The sequence below is a fragment of the Vibrio sp. Vb1166 genome (assembly GCF_033338695.1).
Taxonomy (GTDB): Bacteria; Pseudomonadota; Gammaproteobacteria; order Enterobacterales; family Vibrionaceae; genus Vibrio; species Vibrio alginolyticus.
In genome coordinates this window covers 14,094-30,644 of record NZ_JAWOTE010000019.1, presented here as the reverse complement: position 1 = coordinate 30,644, position 16,551 = coordinate 14,094, and the positions used below count along the sequence as shown (strand labels likewise).

At 42.7% G+C, this 16,551-nt stretch carries 15 protein-coding genes; 4 read left to right on the top strand and 11 right to left on the bottom strand.

What is annotated here, in order from left to right:
* Nucleotides 1-114 precede the first annotated feature (114 nt).
* Both R7E51_RS17555 and R7E51_RS17550 read left to right on the top strand, forming a co-directional pair.
* Entirely contained in the window at nucleotides 115-1,092 is a 978-nt protein-coding gene (locus R7E51_RS17555) for a ParM/StbA family protein (RefSeq protein WP_014386841.1), read from the top strand.
* Nucleotides 1,093-1,105: 13 nt separating this feature from the next.
* Nucleotides 1,106-1,381 (top strand): hypothetical protein, encoded by a 276-nt coding sequence (locus R7E51_RS17550; protein WP_014386840.1) that lies wholly within the window; start codon nucleotides 1,106-1,108, stop codon nucleotides 1,379-1,381.
* A gap of 76 nt (nucleotides 1,382-1,457) precedes the next feature.
* Here the strand turns inward: R7E51_RS17550 and R7E51_RS17545 are convergent, their stop codons facing one another.
* Genes R7E51_RS17545 through R7E51_RS17530 form a run of 4 tightly spaced genes read right to left on the bottom strand, consistent with a single transcriptional unit; the run spans nucleotide 1,458 to nucleotide 3,475 of the window.
* Entirely contained in the window at nucleotides 1,458-1,985 is a 528-nt protein-coding gene (locus R7E51_RS17545) for a FlhC family transcriptional regulator (protein WP_342749706.1), read from the bottom strand.
* A 37-nt stretch (nucleotides 1,986-2,022) separates the two neighbouring features.
* Nucleotides 2,023-2,628, bottom strand: a complete 606-nt coding sequence (locus R7E51_RS17540; RefSeq protein WP_014386838.1) for a hypothetical protein — start codon at nucleotides 2,626-2,628, stop codon at nucleotides 2,023-2,025.
* A 1-nt stretch (nucleotide 2,629) separates the two neighbouring features.
* On the bottom strand, nucleotides 2,630-3,172 hold the full coding sequence (locus tag R7E51_RS17535; RefSeq protein ID WP_014386837.1) for a transglycosylase SLT domain-containing protein: 543 nt from the start codon (nucleotides 3,170-3,172) through the stop codon (nucleotides 2,630-2,632).
* A 45-nt stretch (nucleotides 3,173-3,217) separates the two neighbouring features.
* A complete protein-coding gene (locus R7E51_RS17530) occupies nucleotides 3,218-3,475 on the bottom strand; it encodes a helix-turn-helix domain-containing protein (RefSeq protein ID WP_032073043.1) in 258 nt (85 codons plus the stop codon).
* A 702-nt stretch (nucleotides 3,476-4,177) separates the two neighbouring features.
* Between R7E51_RS17530 and R7E51_RS17525 the strand changes: the two genes are divergently transcribed.
* Entirely contained in the window at nucleotides 4,178-4,564 is a 387-nt protein-coding gene (locus R7E51_RS17525; RefSeq protein WP_109320325.1) for a hypothetical protein, read from the top strand.
* Between the two features lie 50 nt (nucleotides 4,565-4,614).
* Here the strand turns inward: R7E51_RS17525 and R7E51_RS17520 are convergent, their stop codons facing one another.
* The 6 genes from R7E51_RS17520 to R7E51_RS17495 form a co-directional block, all read right to left on the bottom strand.
* Nucleotides 4,615-8,256, bottom strand: coding sequence for a conjugal transfer protein TraG N-terminal domain-containing protein (locus tag R7E51_RS17520; RefSeq protein WP_014386834.1), 3,642 nt, complete (start codon nucleotides 8,254-8,256; stop codon nucleotides 4,615-4,617).
* Nucleotides 8,257-8,262: 6 nt separating this feature from the next.
* The gene (locus tag R7E51_RS17515; RefSeq protein ID WP_014386833.1) at nucleotides 8,263-9,702 is read right to left on the bottom strand and encodes a conjugal transfer protein TraH; all 1,440 of its coding nucleotides are present in this window, start codon (nucleotides 9,700-9,702) and stop codon (nucleotides 8,263-8,265) included.
* A 1-nt stretch (nucleotide 9,703) separates the two neighbouring features.
* Complete coding sequence (gene traF, locus R7E51_RS17510) at nucleotides 9,704-10,708, bottom strand: conjugal transfer protein TraF (RefSeq protein ID WP_220769851.1); 1,005 nt, start codon at nucleotides 10,706-10,708, stop codon at nucleotides 9,704-9,706.
* 119 nt (nucleotides 10,709-10,827) lie between these two features.
* Entirely contained in the window at nucleotides 10,828-12,342 is a 1,515-nt protein-coding gene (locus tag R7E51_RS17505; protein ID WP_014386831.1) for a UvrD-helicase domain-containing protein, read from the bottom strand.
* 56 nt (nucleotides 12,343-12,398) lie between these two features.
* Nucleotides 12,399-12,950 (bottom strand): Lcl C-terminal domain-containing protein, encoded by a 552-nt coding sequence (locus R7E51_RS17500; RefSeq protein ID WP_014386830.1) that lies wholly within the window; start codon nucleotides 12,948-12,950, stop codon nucleotides 12,399-12,401.
* Nucleotides 12,950-13,804: an Lcl C-terminal domain-containing protein gene (locus tag R7E51_RS17495; protein WP_180827200.1), complete on the bottom strand. Its 855-nt coding sequence runs from the start codon at nucleotides 13,802-13,804 to the stop codon at nucleotides 12,950-12,952. The genes R7E51_RS17500 and R7E51_RS17495 overlap by 1 nt, the downstream gene beginning before the upstream one ends.
* A 335-nt stretch (nucleotides 13,805-14,139) precedes the next feature.
* On the opposite strand from R7E51_RS17495, the gene R7E51_RS17490 reads away from it, so the two are divergent.
* Entirely contained in the window at nucleotides 14,140-15,219 is a 1,080-nt protein-coding gene (locus R7E51_RS17490) for a hypothetical protein (RefSeq protein WP_101905904.1), read from the top strand.
* 324 nt (nucleotides 15,220-15,543) lie between these two features.
* Here R7E51_RS17490 and R7E51_RS17485 read toward each other — a convergent pair whose 3' ends face one another.
* Nucleotides 15,544-16,524, bottom strand: coding sequence for a BsuBI/PstI family type II restriction endonuclease (locus R7E51_RS17485; protein ID WP_101905903.1), 981 nt, complete (start codon nucleotides 16,522-16,524; stop codon nucleotides 15,544-15,546).
* Between the last annotated feature and the right edge of the window lie 27 nt (nucleotides 16,525-16,551).

Below are 16,551 nucleotides of genomic sequence, written 5' to 3'. Positions count from 1 at the left end.
TGGGCAATTGTGGAGGCGGTCTTGGTAAATGTCGTGATGTAAATTGTCTCTCATCGGCTGAATTGCATCTAAAAGCCATCTTGTGATTACTTTTTGATTTAATAGGAGTGGGGCATGTTTGTTCTTGGTCTAGATATTGGATACTCAAACTTAAAACTTGCATACGGAGAGAAGGGGGAAGAGCCTAAGGTTGAAGTTCTGCCTGTAGGCGCTGGGCCAGCAGAGCTTATGCCTCAGCAGTTAATGGGAGGCGCGTCTAATTGTATCCTGGTGGACATAGACGGAGAAAAATGGGTCGCTGGGGTAGAGCCAGATCGATTGCAGGGTTGGGAAAGAGAGTTACATGGTGATTATCCCTCAACCAAATCGTATAAGGCTTTATTTTTAGCTGGCTTACTTTTGAGCGGACGTTCAGAGATTGATGTTCTTGTAACTGGTCTTCCTGTTGATCAGTTTATGGATAAGTCTAAGAGAGATGCACTTGTTGAACGTCTTACTGGTGAGCATCAAATTTCACCTAAAAGAAAGGTGCTGGTGAAATCAGTTGTAGTCGTGCCTCAGCCTGCCGGAGCGTATATGGATGTGGTTAGTTCTTGCGATGATGAGGAACTGTTAGAAATCATAAATGAAGGTCGAACAGTTGTTATTGACCCTGGGTTTTTTAGTGTTGATTGGGTCGCTCTCGAAGAGGGGGAGGTACGTTATCAATCTTCTGGTACGTCTCTGAAAGCAATGTCTATTCTTCTACAGGAACTAAATAGACTAATACAAGAGGACTATGGTACGGGACCTGGATTAGAAAAAATCGAAAAAGCTATCCGCTCGAATAAGAAAGAATTGCTTCTACACGGTTCGAAAGTTCCTCTTAGTGAGTACTTCGATAAGGCTGCGTCTAAGGTTGCTCCAAATGCATTAACGCCTATGAAGAAGTCTATGCGTGAAGAAGGTATGGCTGCTGATGCTGTGTTGCTTGCTGGTGGAGGAGCTTCGGCTTACAAAGAAGCTGCAAAAGAACTGTTCCCTCATTCAAAGGTTGTGGTTCCTTCCAACGCAGTGGCATCGAATGCTCGTGGTTTTTGGTTCTGCGGCTAGTTAAGGGGGACATATGGCTAGTAGTGATTGGGATGGGAAAATTAGTAATTTCAAAGTCTCAGAGCAGGCATTTCCCGAGCTTTATCAAGAGCTATCTCAAATGCATCATAAGGAACGTTGTGACCGTCTTAGATGTTTAGCTATGTTAGGTATGTATGCTCTTAGAGGTGGGGCAATGACTACAGTCCAACACTTTAGCCCTCCACTTGAAGAGCAGGTTGAAGAGAAAAATAATAAGTTAGACAAAGCTAGGAATGGGTTGAAAGGTAAATTGCTGCAAAGTGTATGACGCAGATTGTAAATAGAGCGTTGTTCCAATAGAAAAGGGGTGAGAAATCTCACCCCTTTTTTAATCAATGAGCAAATCAAGCATAAGAATAGTTGCTTTCATGGGTGAGCGATTCTTCTTCATTTTTTCCGCTACATGCTTGGTTTTTACAGAAAGGGCAATCCACACTTGTTCTTTGATTAACTGATGTGAAGTAGTTGCACTTGCAGCTATGACAAGTTTCTATCATAGCTTCACCAGAACGCAGCTCTTGGGCTAAACACCACGCATCGGTGATGTCGAGCATCTGCCAACGAGTTCCTTTCATTCCAGGCGTCTCATTTCTAATAGCGCAATACATTTGGTAAGCCACATGGAGTGCATCAATGTTTATTGAACGAAGGGCCGCTTCGCCAGCTATATTGTAATAAAGCTGCATCAATAGAGACGCTTCAATCTTTGATGTATGGCTATGAATCAAAGTTGCACCTCCACGCGCAGTTCTACTCTTCCTGCAAATTTCAAGACCTTCATCTTCTAGCTCTTTGTACATTCTACGTACTTGCTTGTAGGTAAGTCCTGTTTCTACCATGATGATCTTGGTAATGTATCCAGCCAAAGCCATGTTCCTAGCCGATATCCATCGGGCCAAAGAGTTTGAATTACAACTCATTGCCGCCTCCCGTTGTAGTTATAGATTGTTGATGCTTCTTTAAAATGAGGTGTGTAACCCTTTGTTCGTCACTGTCCAGAATTTCTCTCACCAGCTCAGGTGAAAACCTGATCGAAAATGGCATGTCCTGGCTACATGCTAAGTTTCTTAGTTGATTATCAGAGGCTTGAGATACGATTTTTGTAAGGTTGACTGAGACCCCGAAAGTTTGCGCTGCAATATTAATGTCTTGCTGTGACACTTTTCCCATAAGCAGCCAATATGCAGCCCCAAATCCAGAGTCAGAAGAAGGCGTCAAACAAATTTGATCGAAGGATTGCTCCAAGTGTGAGATATAGATTTTTTCTGGCGAGGAAAGCTTAAAAGAAAGGATTACACCTGATGATAAGAGCTCTAATTGATGCTTTGTAGCATCCGCAAGTGCTTCCACTGTTTCCAGTGGAAGAGAAAATTGCTCCGAGACTTCTCGTGGGTGGATTTCTGCTAGGTGCTTCAACAATGTCCATAAAGACAGATCAAATTCGTAAACATTTCTATCAGCCTGGGATTCACTAAGAGAGGCAATATTCATATTGTAAGAACATGAGTAGTCCATCCTAAATGCCCTCAGTATCCAAGTTTCTATAAATGGCAAGGATTCGACTGCCGTAATTTCTTGCTCTAGCTTCATCAGACCAGGTGTAATAACGACCGATGCCTAGCTCCAAATCTCCAGGAGCGGACGAAATGCACTGGGCTAAGTAACCAGCTCCGACGTCAACGTTTTTAGCAGGGTCCAAGAGCTCATCTGGAGAACTTACTTTATCTCCATGCCAACGCAGATTGATTTGCATCATACCTACGTCAACATTTCTTCCGTGCTGAGCGAGAAGTGCATCGAGTTTTAACTTGGCTGATTCGAGAGAGGTCTCGTAATGAGGACCACCTTTGAGTGTCCTTAATGCCCAAGGCCAAGGGCTAATGTTTCCATCACCTCGACCTGTAGCTGACTCAGCCAACGCAACAGAGTACAAAAGCTTCGCTTCTACACCGTGTTTTATTGCTGCCTTTTCGAATACTGTACCAGTTAAGTCAATCGCGTTTGCTACGCTAGACATCCCGAGCAACGTAATTGCTATAAACTTCTTGACCCTTGCCATATATGAAAACCCTTATTTTCCTAGCCAGTCCTTCGGGGTGATCCCTTAAACTTTCAATTTTTCTTTTGGTAATCCGTCTTCGTATCTTTCCGGCCATATCTCAGTAGGCTTTTTGTTTAACGCTTGTGCGATAACGTACTCCCAGCGCGGGGACGGTTCGTACAAAGTGTTAGAAAGTACTTGTCGAGATGTTTTGTGCTCCCTTGCCAGGGATGCCAGGGATTTCCCTTGTATCTTTAATTGATACTTTATCCAACTGCGTTTCTGTTCTTCGTTTTGGGGAATTTCGCTATTCAAATACATCCTTTGTCTCTCTATTACCAAACTCTTTTTAAAGTTGCTTTCTTGTCGTTTGTTGACATTTCTTGACGTATTATGACCTTATTTATAGGATCATAAAGTGAGCCTATCAACAGAAAAAAACTTTAAAAATAGTTTTATCTTGCGTGGTAACGTTTTTTGCAGTAAGCGAATTGAAATTTGAAGTTTAATTTTTATGCAGGTGCTTTTGACCTGCTAGAATTTTATGCCCAGTTGGGTTGGAGTCATGGGCTATAGGCGTACCATTCGGGGGAGTGGTACGAAGAGGCAGAGTACCAAAAAGGAATGTACTCTACGTGTGTGTAGTAAGCTAAATAAGGTTTAGGAACCGAGCGGGCGCTGGTTCCTAATAAATTCACAACTAACCCTAAGGGTGATTCTTATTAATACTCTGACTTGCAGATGGGATCAGATGCAATTGCAACCATTACATTTGACCGAATAGGGTGCATTTTAACCACTAATAAAATTATAATCAACTGATTTCACAAATGGTTCTTTATTATATTTAGCGTATTCATCACATTTTTGCTGAGTGAAAGTCACATTTTTCATATTTTTCTATATGAAGATGGCGTTATAGGCACTTTCACATGTGAAAGTGAGTAGTAGAAGACGGATTCATGGTTGCATTATTTGATTCTGTGTTATATTGGTATTATGAAATTCGTTGAGGGTAAGAGCATGAAGCATGTCATTAATATTATCGGTTTGTTTCTGTTGCTGCTGGGGTTTGTTATGGCAGCGGATACTGCTTGGGGATGGGCTTTGATGTCTGTTCCTGTAATGTACTGGACGTTGGGGTTTGTGTTATTGGTTCATAAAAGTCCATTTGCAGCGATTGTTTTCTGGTCTGCTGTCGCATACATACAGTGGCAAGTAGCATTGGTAGCAATGATGGCTTTTATTCTTTTCGTTGGGATGCGCGCTGTTTATTCTGGTGGTGTTAATAAAATAGGAACTGGGAGATGCGCAAAGAAAAAACGACACAATCCCGCTACAGGTTTGCCAATGATGGGCCACAAAGGTATGGATGTAGATTCAAATGGTAATCCTTTTAATACCTTCTAAATAAAAAGGAGCACTTGGTGCTCCTTTTGGATTCGGGTGAAAGGGAAGAATTAATCGAATTGCTGATTTGCAATGTTGTAGCCACGAACGGCAGTAAGATAACTTCCTGATCTATCTCCAGCGTCACCTGCATTTTGTAAAACATTCACAAGTTGGTCTGTAAACTCTTGGTTTTGTTGAGATAAAACAGGGCTGCCATCTTCATTCATCATTACTGAACCATTAGCATCAGTTTCAGCATACTGCATTTTTAAGTTGTTAACAGCTTGACTCATTCTATCTTGGTTAGTATCAAAAGATTCAGCATAAACAGCCGCTTGTTCGTTTGTTAAACCGTATCTCGATGTCCCGAGCTCAGCCATAGTTTGCTTGAATTCATCTCCATATTGTTCCATGAAATTAGCTGCTGCACTACCGCCAGCTTCCGCTGCCGACGCTGCCGCTGCTGCGTAGAATGCCCCTCGTTGTTCTAAGCTCATTCCTTTAGCTGCTTCTGAGAGATCCGACTCTCCCGTTAACCACTCTTTGGCTGCGTTGTAACCGCTAGCTGCTGCGCCAATAACATTACGACCTAATTTTGCCGCTGCAACTGCCATTTCTCCGCCAAAGCCGTACTCTTCGGATATATAGTCGTCACCACGTTGAGTCGCTTCGATAAACTGGTCCCTTTGTTCTGGTGTCATGGTTCGCAACTGATCCATTGCATTTGAAAAATCGCTCGCTGTCGCCTGTCCACCAGCTACTGCTGCACCACCAACTTGCTCAGCTCTTCGAGCCAACCAGTCTCCAGTATTGTCTACTGCCCCCCAAGTGGAAGCGCTCCATGACATATCCGGCAAAGCATTGAGCATATTATTTCTTGCTTTTTGCTCTTCTGGGCTAGAAACAGCTCGGTTAGTCTGATTTGCAAGATTGCCTAATTGTTGGAGGTTTGCATCATGTTCGCCAGTTACCGGAGTAACAGGAGGTGTTGGTGGCGTTTCTGTTACCGGAGCTGTGCCAGACGTACTGATTGTGTTCTCCCTAAAATTGGAAGGTAAAACAGGACCGCTTCCAACGTTGCTGCCAACTGTCTGCCCTAAATTCTCTGGCACAGTCGGAGGAGTGAGGCCGCTGTACTGTAGAGGGTCGCTTTCAAATCCGCTATTTCTCCCGGTAGCTAAGTTGATTGCACTAACAGCAGCTTGGAAGCCTCCAACTTGTTGCCCTGGCTGATAGTTGTTGGTATTTGTCATAGCTGTCAGTCTAGCTGCCGCTTTAGCTACACCTGGGTCCATGCCATAACCACGATATCTTTGTTCGAGATTTGCCGCTTCTTTTCGAACTGAGTCCGGTGCATTTTGATAATGTTGGTTGAGGTAATCCATTGCTTCTGGCGAGCGAGCGACTTCGCCACCCAATGTTTTAAAGTCGCTATTTGTCATCGAGCCCATAGAGTTTTGCAATTGATCCATTGTTGTATATGCATTAGTGGCAGAAACAAGCTCTTGTGCAGACTTAGATAGATTTTGAGATAAATTATCACCCCATGACTGTTTAAAGGATTCGCCACCTTGTCTATTAATGCCATGAGCTAATTGATTGGTAAGTGCCTGAGAATCAGTCTTCCCCCATGAAACATTTTTCATGAATTGCGATACATCACTGGCAGACCATGTTGACGTATCTGTTGCAGACGATTCCGTTTTTCCCTGGGCTTGAGCAGTTAGACCTACAATATCACCACCACCGCCTTTGGCTCCATCCTCTTGAGAAGGTATAGTTGCCAAACCAGTTCCTTTGGAGGGACCTTTAACTGCATTTTTTACTGCTGCACGAGCGGTGCCCATCAGTGGCATTACCATTGCCGCAGCTTCTTTTACATCTAAAGAGCCTGTAGCCTGCATTGCGAACGCGCCTTTTACAGCATCGGCATGTTGATCATCAACTTGAAACTTATCCATGAAGCTTTTAGCTTGTTGATTAACCAACTGGCTTTGTTGAGTGTTTTGTGAACCGATTGTTCGGCCAATGCTAGAAAGACGGGAGTATGCTTGGTCTTGTGATACGCCATGAGAAAAACCTCGGCCAAGGGTGTCTGAGAATGCTTCTGACTTCTGGCTTTGTACTGCCCTTGCTGAGCTAACCCCGCTTCCAATAGATGAGCCAAGAGAAAATGAACTGATCATGCTTTCCGCTCCTGTTGCCATCGTCCCACTAAATTGGTTGTGGTTATATGCAGGTTGACTGTTCATTACTGGGCCTTGATTCAAAGCGTCAGGCGACTGAATTTTCTCATTGACATGATCAGAACCGTTAACCCTGTTAGCTAGACTGGTAAATGCGTATGTTGATCCTGTCACTATGAATAGTGAAATAATAGGAGTGGCTGCTGCTAACATTCCCCCCGTAGCGATCCAGTTCTGTAGAATGTCTCCTGTTGAGGATAATGCATACATTGAGTTTAAGCCTGGTGTAGACAGGCTTGCCATTTCATTAGTCGCTGCTGTATGAATGAATAGGTTTGTTATAGATAGAACTGGCATCCATAGCTGTATCCAGAGAACCGTTTGGAAGTATTTTCCTGCCAACGTCATTCCCATTGAACCCATAACGATGATAAAGCCCATTATAGGAGTTATCGCGTAAACAAAACCTTCAAAGAACGTTAACATCGGTCTGACGACTGACATGAACATAGATTGCTCTGCTGCCCATTGAGTGTTTCGCTGTTGAATCGCTTGGTTAATCATCAATGCAGAACCATAGTCTTGAAGGTCCTGGTATCGTCCGGCAGCTGCTTCATAATACAAAGGCTCTAGTAGAGCGACTTTTGTATATTCTACTGCTGAGGTGGAAATTGCTCCTACTGCTTGTAATGAGTCAGCTATCTTTGTTAGAGCATTTACACCTGTATAGGTAGGATCTACACCAAGTAGATTGTTTAAAGCGTTATTTACATTGGACCCACTTAGGTTATTTAATGCCCCAACAATGCCAACCCCCTCAGCTGTAGACCATGCCTCACTACAAGTAAAATCACCACCATCGGGATTCGACGCGTTTAGATATACACGCGTTCCGTATAGTGAAGAATTGAATTGTAAGGCTTGATCTAAAGGGAGTGTTAGAAGCTCATCTAAGCTCATCAGGTTGAGATCTACTTTTGTTAGCGTACATTCTCTAATGTAATTAGAAACTGAGCGACGAACATCAACATAGCCACCACCTTGCTCTTGGTTTAGGGCTGTAAAAATAGCGCTATCGTACACACCGCGTCTTACATCATTCAGTAGCTTGAGTGTTTCAGAAAAGTGAGTTTCAGTAACATTGGGTACGATAATGCCGTAACCAGTCTCAAATAATTTTGTTAGGGTGTAGCCAACATTCGATATAACACCTCCGGCAAAGCCTATACCAATCGGCACGTTTGCCACAGGACGAACTTGCCCGGTGTAAGCATCTTCAATCTTGACTAATGAAGTCGGTACGAAGAAGCAGGCGTATAGTAGCCACCCCATAAAAATTTGCTGAATATTGATCTGTTTTGCCCCTTGGAAAACAGATTGAACGGTTATCATCACTACACCAATAAGCAACCCAACACTGACCATCTTGGTGAAGTCATTGGTCCCCGTGATCATGGCTACAGCAATTAATATCTGCTCAAGAAATGCTGAGTCGCCAATGGAGTAAATAGTAAATTCAGGCATGAAGTTTTACTCCTTTGTTCTTGGTGCTTTAGTTAGCGTCGATAACATATATTTTTGCTTTCGAACGTTATTTAGGAGGTTGTTGTACTTTTCGATTTGAGAAGAGAGATCTCCATATTGAGCTGTAAGAATTGAGTATTCGGCTCTCATGTTGGCTTGAGATTCACGTAATACTTCCAACGCTTGCTGTTTATAAGGACTATCACTGTTTGATATAGCAATAAATGCAGCTCTGAAAAGCTCATTAGTAAATGAATACATCATTGCTAGAGAAATCGCTCCAGACGACTCTGAGGCAAATAACATTGCAGAGTCTTTAGATAGAACAGAAAGATTTCGGATGATTGCACCTATACCAACAGGTAAGCTAGCTAAAAAGTTTTGCTCGCTAGTTGATAGTGTTCCAGCATTACTAGCAAACTTGAAAATAATACCTGTAGATGTACTTGAACCAATAAGCATATCTTCAATTTGGCTCTTTATGCCTGTGATGTTGACGGTTTTAACACCGCCACCAGTTGCCCCAGCGCTTAGGCAATTTTCAGTATCTGAACCACATGAGTATATTTCAACGTTACTACCAGTGATTAGATCTGAAATTTGGATTTTATTGCCAGGTAAAGTGGTGATTGGTGTCGTTTTTTCCGTAATACTTGCGTGTGAATCATTAACAATATCACCGATTATTACTGTTCCCGTCACAGACATTATGGCTTCTAGTAATGTGTTGTCTCCGTATGTGAACCATGCGTTTGCATTATTTTTCTTCAATTGCTTCCAGATGATATTACCAATCATTTTCTTGTACTCATCTGGGTTGTTTGATTTCAATTGTTCGAGTGGTGTAGAACCGCCTTGCTCTTGCTTAGATGAGAATACATCGTCAAACAGACCCGTTGTGGTAGCTGTAATGGAAGCGTCAGTTTTGTGTTTAACATCGAATGAAGAGGTAGCGTCATTTACGATACCTTGTGCAAGTTGACAAGAATTACCCAAATATTGGTTTAATTGTTGTATTTTCTTTTGGAAGTTTTCTATCCATTTTGCACCATCAGGAAAGACGTTATCCAATGCTAATTGGAATGCGTATCCCTTTGCATTTGCAGCTACCGAACGCAGCAAAGTGACGATTTGTTCTGCGTTAACAAAGCTCAATGAGCCCCCAAATAGGTCAACACCACCACAACCAGCTTTCCATGATGGAGGTGTGAATGACACTAGGTTTTCATTAAATATGCGTGTTTTCGTGGTGTATCGACCACCAGCCAGAACCCCTCGACGCTGTGTTTCAAATACACCTGGTTGAGTGACATTGCTCATTTCATTGAAAAGGGCGTCCATTTCAGACTTTAAGCCGTTAGCTGTAGATATACTCGGTACTGTCCACAGAACGGATGCTACGCAAATAGCGAGAGCTTTCTTCCGCAGCTTGTTCTTTCTGAACATCTTATTTCTCCTTAATTTTTTCGCGGATGAAGTCCATCAATTGTTCCGGCGGGATATAGTTCCCTTTATCATCCGTCATGATTTCTTCTAAGGAAGCCTCACCTGTTTTATCGGTAAGAATTTCCGCAATGTTGTTGTCGGTATTAACCAGTGCTCTTGTTTTGTTGAATTCGTCATCACTGATCCAACCTGCTCGGCGAGCAGTAACTAGAATTCGATTGGCTGTATCTGGAAGTGACATTACCCCTTGCCCAACAGGAGCAAAACTCCCATCTGGTGAAGCTAAGAATAAAGCTGGGTAGGTGACGACACCTAGCTGTTCGGCATGGCCGTTATCTACTTTGAACTCGGGGAAAATGTTTCCTGGGAAAGGGGTGCCGTCAGAAGATACTGCCACGACAGTAAATCCATATCCTTGCTCAAGCATTTTGACTATTGGAGCCTGTATTTCGCACATTTCGCAGTTTGGCTGGTAGAAGAAAAATAGACCCACACGACTTGCTACAGTCCCAAGTAATGTCTGCCTTTCCTTCCCAGCCTTACTATCTACTTGCTGAGATGCGAACGTGGCATAAGGTCTTCTGGACACTTCATCAAGATAAGGATCACCTAAAATAGCCAGTTCATATGCATCTTGCGCTTGTTCTGAACGATCCATTGCGAATCGCTGCATGTAAGCAAAAGCTTTAGCGTTCTCAATGGTTGGGTTATCCCACCAAGCATCTTTGTATTTAGGTAAGTTCTCTCTAAACCACGCAGCAGAAAAATATTCAGGTCCTTCACTCTGGGCCATCTGTTCTTGCTCAGGAGGTGGTGGGGGAGGTTGCACTGCTACTGGCTTAGGTTTAGGTACTTCTTTTTCTTCTGGCTCGACTTCATAGAAAAACCATCCTTCCGCCTTTCTATCGTAAAAGCCGGGCCTACTGTCTTCTGCTACGGAGATATTTGGCATTGAGGCTATCAATGCCAGCGCTAAAGTAGCTTTCTTTAAAGTCTTGTTGTTCATGTCACCACACATATTTTCCCATTCAGGCATATGGTAACGGGGGGGAGGATTAAGGAATGCATCTGAAACCTCCCATTTAGGGCAATTAGGGGAGGTTTTATTGTTGTATTTTTGGTCGATTAGGCTGTTTTTATGTGTTCTGACTGATTGTTAGTTGCTTCTTCCTGCTGAATCTTTTCAAGTTGACGCTTATGGGTGATGTACCTGATCACCATTTCCACTGAAGCGTTAAGCGCAAGTGCTCGCATGGCTCTCGTGCTTGCAACGTAAAGTAGATTGATCTCATCATCCCGTGCCTCAGGTTCTAGCTCGGGGTCCAAAACGTCAGGGAAGTCATCAAATAGTTGGACATAATCCCACTCCAGTCCCTTTGCTCTATGACTGGTAGACACAGTGACATTTGCAACCAATTCGTCTTTTACGGTGTTAAGGCGTAATATCGCAAGATGTTCAGGAAGATCTTCGTAGGCTTCGATAATTGCCATCGCTCTAAACATCTCGTTGTCTTGAGTCGCACGAGCTATCTCGGTGAACTCTTGATAGTCCTCATAATCATTAAGTATCTGCTTGTTTCTGACACGTTCTCTTTCTTCACGTGAGAACCAAAAGATATCTTCCAGATAGTCGATTTGGTAAGACTCTATACCACCAGCCCAGAAAACTTTATGTCCCGCACCTGTGTAGCCCAAAGCAGTTTGAATAACTCCCATTACCGTGCGGTGTAACACAGCATGATGCCCGATATTTTGAGGTAGCATCATAAGAACCTGATCTTTAGCTCCGCGCCCAATTACCGGCTTGGTCTCTCCTTTTAGTTCGAGAAGGGCATTAGCAACCATCGCTACATTAGGCCCAAATCGGAAACTATGTGTGAGGTAGAGTTGATCTGCGTTCGAGAAGCGGGGGTTATTCATCGCATCATTTGCACCTCTGAAACGATAGATTTGCTGGTGGACGTCTCCAACAAGAATAGTCCTTGAGCGCTGCCTAATTACAATGTCACTAGTTACTGGGTTAGCGTCCTGTGCTTCATCAAAGAGGATTACCTGGTATCTCAATGATAAATTGGGGTGAGATAATTGGTACAGCTTTAAGTATCCATCATGAACCATAGGGAAAGGATCTTGAGGTTCACACATCCTCTTCCAAATATCTTCTGCACTTTGAACGACTTCTATTACGTATCTCTCTTGCTTTGTTGTTAGTAGTAATCCAGTATCTGCTCTTTCGAAATGGTCATACAGAATTTGGTCATCTGCGCTGCACATAAATGCATTTAGCGTATCCAGGCAGTCTCTTGCAAGAGTCCAGTTTTTTGTGTTTAACGCTTGTGCTATATCGGTCAGGCGAATGTTTCCCACTAATTTGTGCGCAAACATACGTCCAACAGATGCGAATGCTAGTTGATGAGAGGTTTTGCACGTAACATTTCGGGGAAACTTTTCCGCAGCTTCATCTCTTATCGCTCGGTTGTACGCGATATACAGCATTCTTAGGCGAGGATTAGCAAGAGCATATTTGATGAGGGTTGTTGTCTTTCCCGTGCCAGCATAGGCCCTAACTATCAGTTGGTTTCCTTGATAGTTGGTGATTCGGGCTTGCTCTGGGGTATCAGGTGGTAATGTTTTGTTCATCGCGTGTACTTCACTATGGGAACGCCCCAGAATAAAATCCGGGGCTTACGATGGAATTAGTTGGACGTTTCTTTAAGGTCACGAACTAGCCGCAGATATATATTAGATTGTGCTAACGATGCGAACTCAGTTCCTTCATTGAAATCAATAACTCGCGCTTTCAACTGAGGGTTAACCTTGCTGTCAGGAGTGTTTGACCAATAAAGTACTTTTGGGGTGCTTTTGAATACCTCCAATCTGATCGCAGGAGCTGAGCATGACCTTTCGACAATGGAACCAAGCTCTTTAATGTTGGGTAGTCTCCAGTCAGAGTACCCTAGTAAATTGCTGCTGTTAGCGTCGTCCACAGCTAGTAACGCATCAGACCAAGTAGGAAATGATTTTAGAGTTCCAATGCAGTTATCGGCACTATATCTTTGTCCCATAGTGCAAGTGGTCCACATCAAGCCTGTTGCGGCGTCAGTAACTGTGCCGTCTTTATGTACTGTAAATTGCTCTATATTGGTGGTGGGAGCGATAATATCTGACTTACAAGTCTGTGCGTAAGTTTGAGTTGATATCCCTACAAGACAAAGAATGCTTGCCGCAACGGTTAGTTTGGACTTCATCACTGTTTCCCTCCTCTTGCTAAACGAATGCTCGCCGAGTTGCTTTGTTTATGACACAACTTAGCTTGTCCATTGCTTGAGTCCATGCACCATGCTGTACCTTCACCATTTGAACTCGGGGTTCCAGACCAAATCGGTGCGCCACCTTCGTAGTTATAGAAATAGTCGGTATCGAGCAGTGTTTGACTGTTTTCATAATTGGCAATAGAACGTAGCTCTTCAATGGAAGGTAATCGCCAATCTTTATAGCCACAAACGGCTAGCTCGTTGGCCGCACGAATGTAGTCATCGGTACTACATGATGTGACTTTTACATAGCCAGCGTTATCTGTCGTAGGGAACGCGCATTGTGCCTTATCGTGAACAGGAGCATTACGGTTTTGGAATTCTAGTGAAGCGCCACCAGCACTGCCACCGTCATTAGTTCTATCTTTGCTGTACCAGGTGTATAGGTAGTTTTTAGCTTGCCAGTTTTGATGCCAGTGATAATAAGGGTAAGGAACATAATCCTTTGAGCTTGGGTTTCTGCTGGCACGCCAAGCATCATTTACTAGGGCTTTGAATTCTGCTTCCGAAAGTGAAGATGGAATATCAGTAATTGCATCACCTTTGTTTTCCCAGACGATCCCTGTTCGGTTATCCAAGACACATGACCATGCCGTCGCTGTATGAGGAAGGTGGTTTCCGGAAACGTCTAATTTTGTAAAAGAGAAACCTGCATAACCATCTAAGTAGTTTGGTGAGTCAGTATCAGCGCCAAATTCAGCATCTTGCCCAGGAAGATCATTAGGTGCGCCTTGGGCATCGAAGTCATTCCCATTTACATATCTGGTGACGCCAGTATCGTTTAACACTAAGTCTCCAAGGATAATAACTGTCGGAGGACATTAAAGTTTGAAACTTTTCTATTTCCGAAGTGCGTTACTATCGTGGCTAAAAGAACCCAATACTGACAATAAAGATCGACACTTAGACTCAATCAATGTGGCTATCCAACGAAAGTGTGACAACAAAGTTTGAAACTCGCTTTTGGACAATTTCGTTTCAGTGACTTTACTAAATTAGTAGAGTATGGATAACTTCAAGTATAGAAAATTCGAAAAACTCAGCCGCTATAATTGGTGGTGCGGTTTAGCATGGCCCCTTTATGATGGACAGTGCTTTAAACGAGGATGGAGATTAAATCGTTATGTTGGTCACTAAAGTAATTAGGCTGTTTGATCGAGTTCAATTCCCACTTCACCATGCTTGGTTGAAGCTTTTATCTGAAGCTATAGATGGCAGCGTGCTCGATAAACCATTACTCGATGAAGCCAACTGTATAACAAGTGCAATGGGTTTAGAGTATGTAGCGATCTTGAATTCATTGCTTGAAGATCACCCTGATGTGTTTAGTGAGTTCTTGAGCCTGAAGGTTTGTGTGAAAAAACGTAAGTCAGTTGAAGGTGCTGAGTTTTCAACGAATATAGAGTTTATCGAGTCAAAACTCGCTAAATATAACACGACAAAAACTCCTCAAGAGCAAAGAATCGAGCAACAAAAAGCACAGGAACAAAAGCTAAAACAGCGGCAAATAGCGTCTGACAAGATGTTTGCAGATCTTAGAGCTAAGTATGATAAGCAATTCATCGACTTCCCCTCACTCAATATTAGTTCGATTCGTAGGCACTCTAAAGCAGCTTATATTCTCACGACTCTCAACAAAGGTATGATCACTGATGCCGACTACTTGTGGCTTAAGCAGAAGGGCTTTGAGAATGATCAGGTGAATAGCATGTATTACCTTCGTCGCGCAGAGAACTCCAAGCGAATATGGAATACGACCAATAAGCCGTGGAACTTGGTTAATGCTCTTGCTGATTATCGTAAAGCAGATAAGGCAAAAACAGCCCTAACCTTGGTGAATAAGCACTTTCCATTCAAATTTGCGAATGGAAATAAGAAGTTAAAATCTGCTTTGCTTACTACGGCTGGCGGTGTTAAACGTGATTTAAATATGCTAGAACAAGCTATCGAATTTGGCATACAGGCTCATGAATTGACTCTACAGGACTACCGCCCATGCACTTTGATTGGTGCGTGCAAAATGTTGAGTGGAGATATCTCCCAAGGTCATGAGTGGTATCAAAAAGCGATTAACCGTGGTTTTGAATCTGATTCTTATGAGCAAGAAATACGCTCTATATATATGCGAGCTAAAGCTAATGACAGAGCAAAAATCAGGAAATTGCTCATGAGTGATGGATGGTGCTACAAGTGGCTCAAATAGTAATTATGACATTTCAAGTTAGATATACTAATAAGACATGCAATAGCATCTAGCTAGCTTTGGGGCAAAATCGTCTCAGAGAAGAAGGCAAACTACGACAAATGGCACCGAAAAGTTTCGTACTTTATTGTCATAGTTCTAATCTTTATTGTTCGAGTTTCAAACTTTGTTGTCCACCGACAGTCACACGACGATTCGGAAAATATTGTACGCTAAGAACGTAACTTTATATTTATAAAGGAATAATCGCTGTAAGAGGGTTAATACTAAAAGGCAGCAAGGTATTCCTCGCTACCTTTGTTATTTAATTCTAGGAGAAGAACGTTAGCTAATCTCAGGTTTGTTATTGTGTGGCCCAAGAAATCGGTCACCATTGAAGTGAATCATATGATCTGGATTATCAGCAATCCAAACCTCCGTCTCCCAAGCAATGTCTGCTGCATTTTTTCTAAACTCAACCCTATGGGGAAATGCGGTGACATAAACACGCCCCACAGAACAACCGTTCAAAGCTTTTTCAAGCTCTAGCCATCGTTTAGGGCTGACTGGTCCATGGCTCGTTACAGCTTCAATTAAAAACAACCATTGGCGTTTTTCATCATATACAACAACGTCAGGCAACTTGTCGTGAGACATAGGAGGGACGTTCAATGATTCAAGATATTCAGTTTCAAGAACCATATGTTTACCACCTTCATCACGGCTACTCGCTGTATCGCCGATATAGAGGACTTTACCACCTTCCCCCACAAATCTAGGACAAAATTCGTGAACAATATCAGCATGAAGTTGGTTATGAGCACCTGGGGACAGCTTGATTTCATTACCGTCAGGTAAGAGCACAGGAATCTTCTCTTTATTAAGAGTGCGTTCATACATCTCTTGCAGCGTTGGAACATCAGAAAGGAACTTCTTCACAAGCTCTTTCCAATTACCGTTAGGATAAGTATGTAGAATCTCGATGACAGGTTGATTCAATGAGTAGTTATTGTCTTTGCTATTTGTAGCTCTAGCAGGATTATCACGGTTTCTATCAACGATTTGAGCTTGGTCGAACTGGTGGAGTGTTTGTCTTCTAATCGTTTCACGAGAGTTCGGTTGGTAATCTTTTCCATACTCTGAGCGTATAAAACTCATAATATCAACAGTCGGTAAAAGTGGCGCTGTCGCTACACTCCAATCGTCAGTTGGTTTTACATTAGCAAGAGCAAGAAAGACCCAAGCGGATCTGTCGTTGTATTGCTGTTTTGGCAAGCCTAAAGCTTTGAGAATTTCTTTAGCTTGTTCTAGTTTTTTGTCTCTCATTTTCTTTATTTATCAGCCAGTAAACTA

What these genes read in the sequence shown, in the direction of transcription:
- R7E51_RS17555 (WP_014386841.1), top strand. Translation starts at nt 115, where the DNA reads ATGTTTGTTCTTGGTCTAGATATTGGATACTCAAACTTAAAACTTGCA.
- R7E51_RS17550 (WP_014386840.1), top strand. Translation starts at nt 1,106, where the DNA reads ATGGCTAGTAGTGATTGGGATGGGAAAATTAGTAATTTCAAAGTCTCA.
- R7E51_RS17545 (WP_342749706.1), bottom strand. Translation starts at nt 1,985, where the DNA reads ATGGCTTTGGCTGGATACATTACCAAGATCATCATGGTAGAAACAGGA.
- R7E51_RS17540 (WP_014386838.1), bottom strand. Translation starts at nt 2,628, where the DNA reads ATGGACTACTCATGTTCTTACAATATGAATATTGCCTCTCTTAGTGAA.
- R7E51_RS17535 (WP_014386837.1), bottom strand. Translation starts at nt 3,172, where the DNA reads ATGGCAAGGGTCAAGAAGTTTATAGCAATTACGTTGCTCGGGATGTCT.
- R7E51_RS17530 (WP_032073043.1), bottom strand. Translation starts at nt 3,475, where the DNA reads ATGTATTTGAATAGCGAAATTCCCCAAAACGAAGAACAGAAACGCAGT.
- R7E51_RS17525 (WP_109320325.1), top strand. Translation starts at nt 4,178, where the DNA reads ATGAAGCATGTCATTAATATTATCGGTTTGTTTCTGTTGCTGCTGGGG.
- R7E51_RS17520 (WP_014386834.1), bottom strand. Translation starts at nt 8,256, where the DNA reads ATGCCTGAATTTACTATTTACTCCATTGGCGACTCAGCATTTCTTGAG.
- R7E51_RS17515 (WP_014386833.1), bottom strand. Translation starts at nt 9,702, where the DNA reads ATGTTCAGAAAGAACAAGCTGCGGAAGAAAGCTCTCGCTATTTGCGTA.
- traF (WP_220769851.1), bottom strand. Translation starts at nt 10,708, where the DNA reads ATGAACAACAAGACTTTAAAGAAAGCTACTTTAGCGCTGGCATTGATA.
- R7E51_RS17505 (WP_014386831.1), bottom strand. Translation starts at nt 12,342, where the DNA reads ATGAACAAAACATTACCACCTGATACCCCAGAGCAAGCCCGAATCACC.
- R7E51_RS17500 (WP_014386830.1), bottom strand. Translation starts at nt 12,950, where the DNA reads ATGAAGTCCAAACTAACCGTTGCGGCAAGCATTCTTTGTCTTGTAGGG.
- R7E51_RS17490 (WP_101905904.1), top strand. Translation starts at nt 14,140, where the DNA reads ATGTTGGTCACTAAAGTAATTAGGCTGTTTGATCGAGTTCAATTCCCA.
- R7E51_RS17485 (WP_101905903.1), bottom strand. Translation starts at nt 16,524, where the DNA reads ATGAGAGACAAAAAACTAGAACAAGCTAAAGAAATTCTCAAAGCTTTA.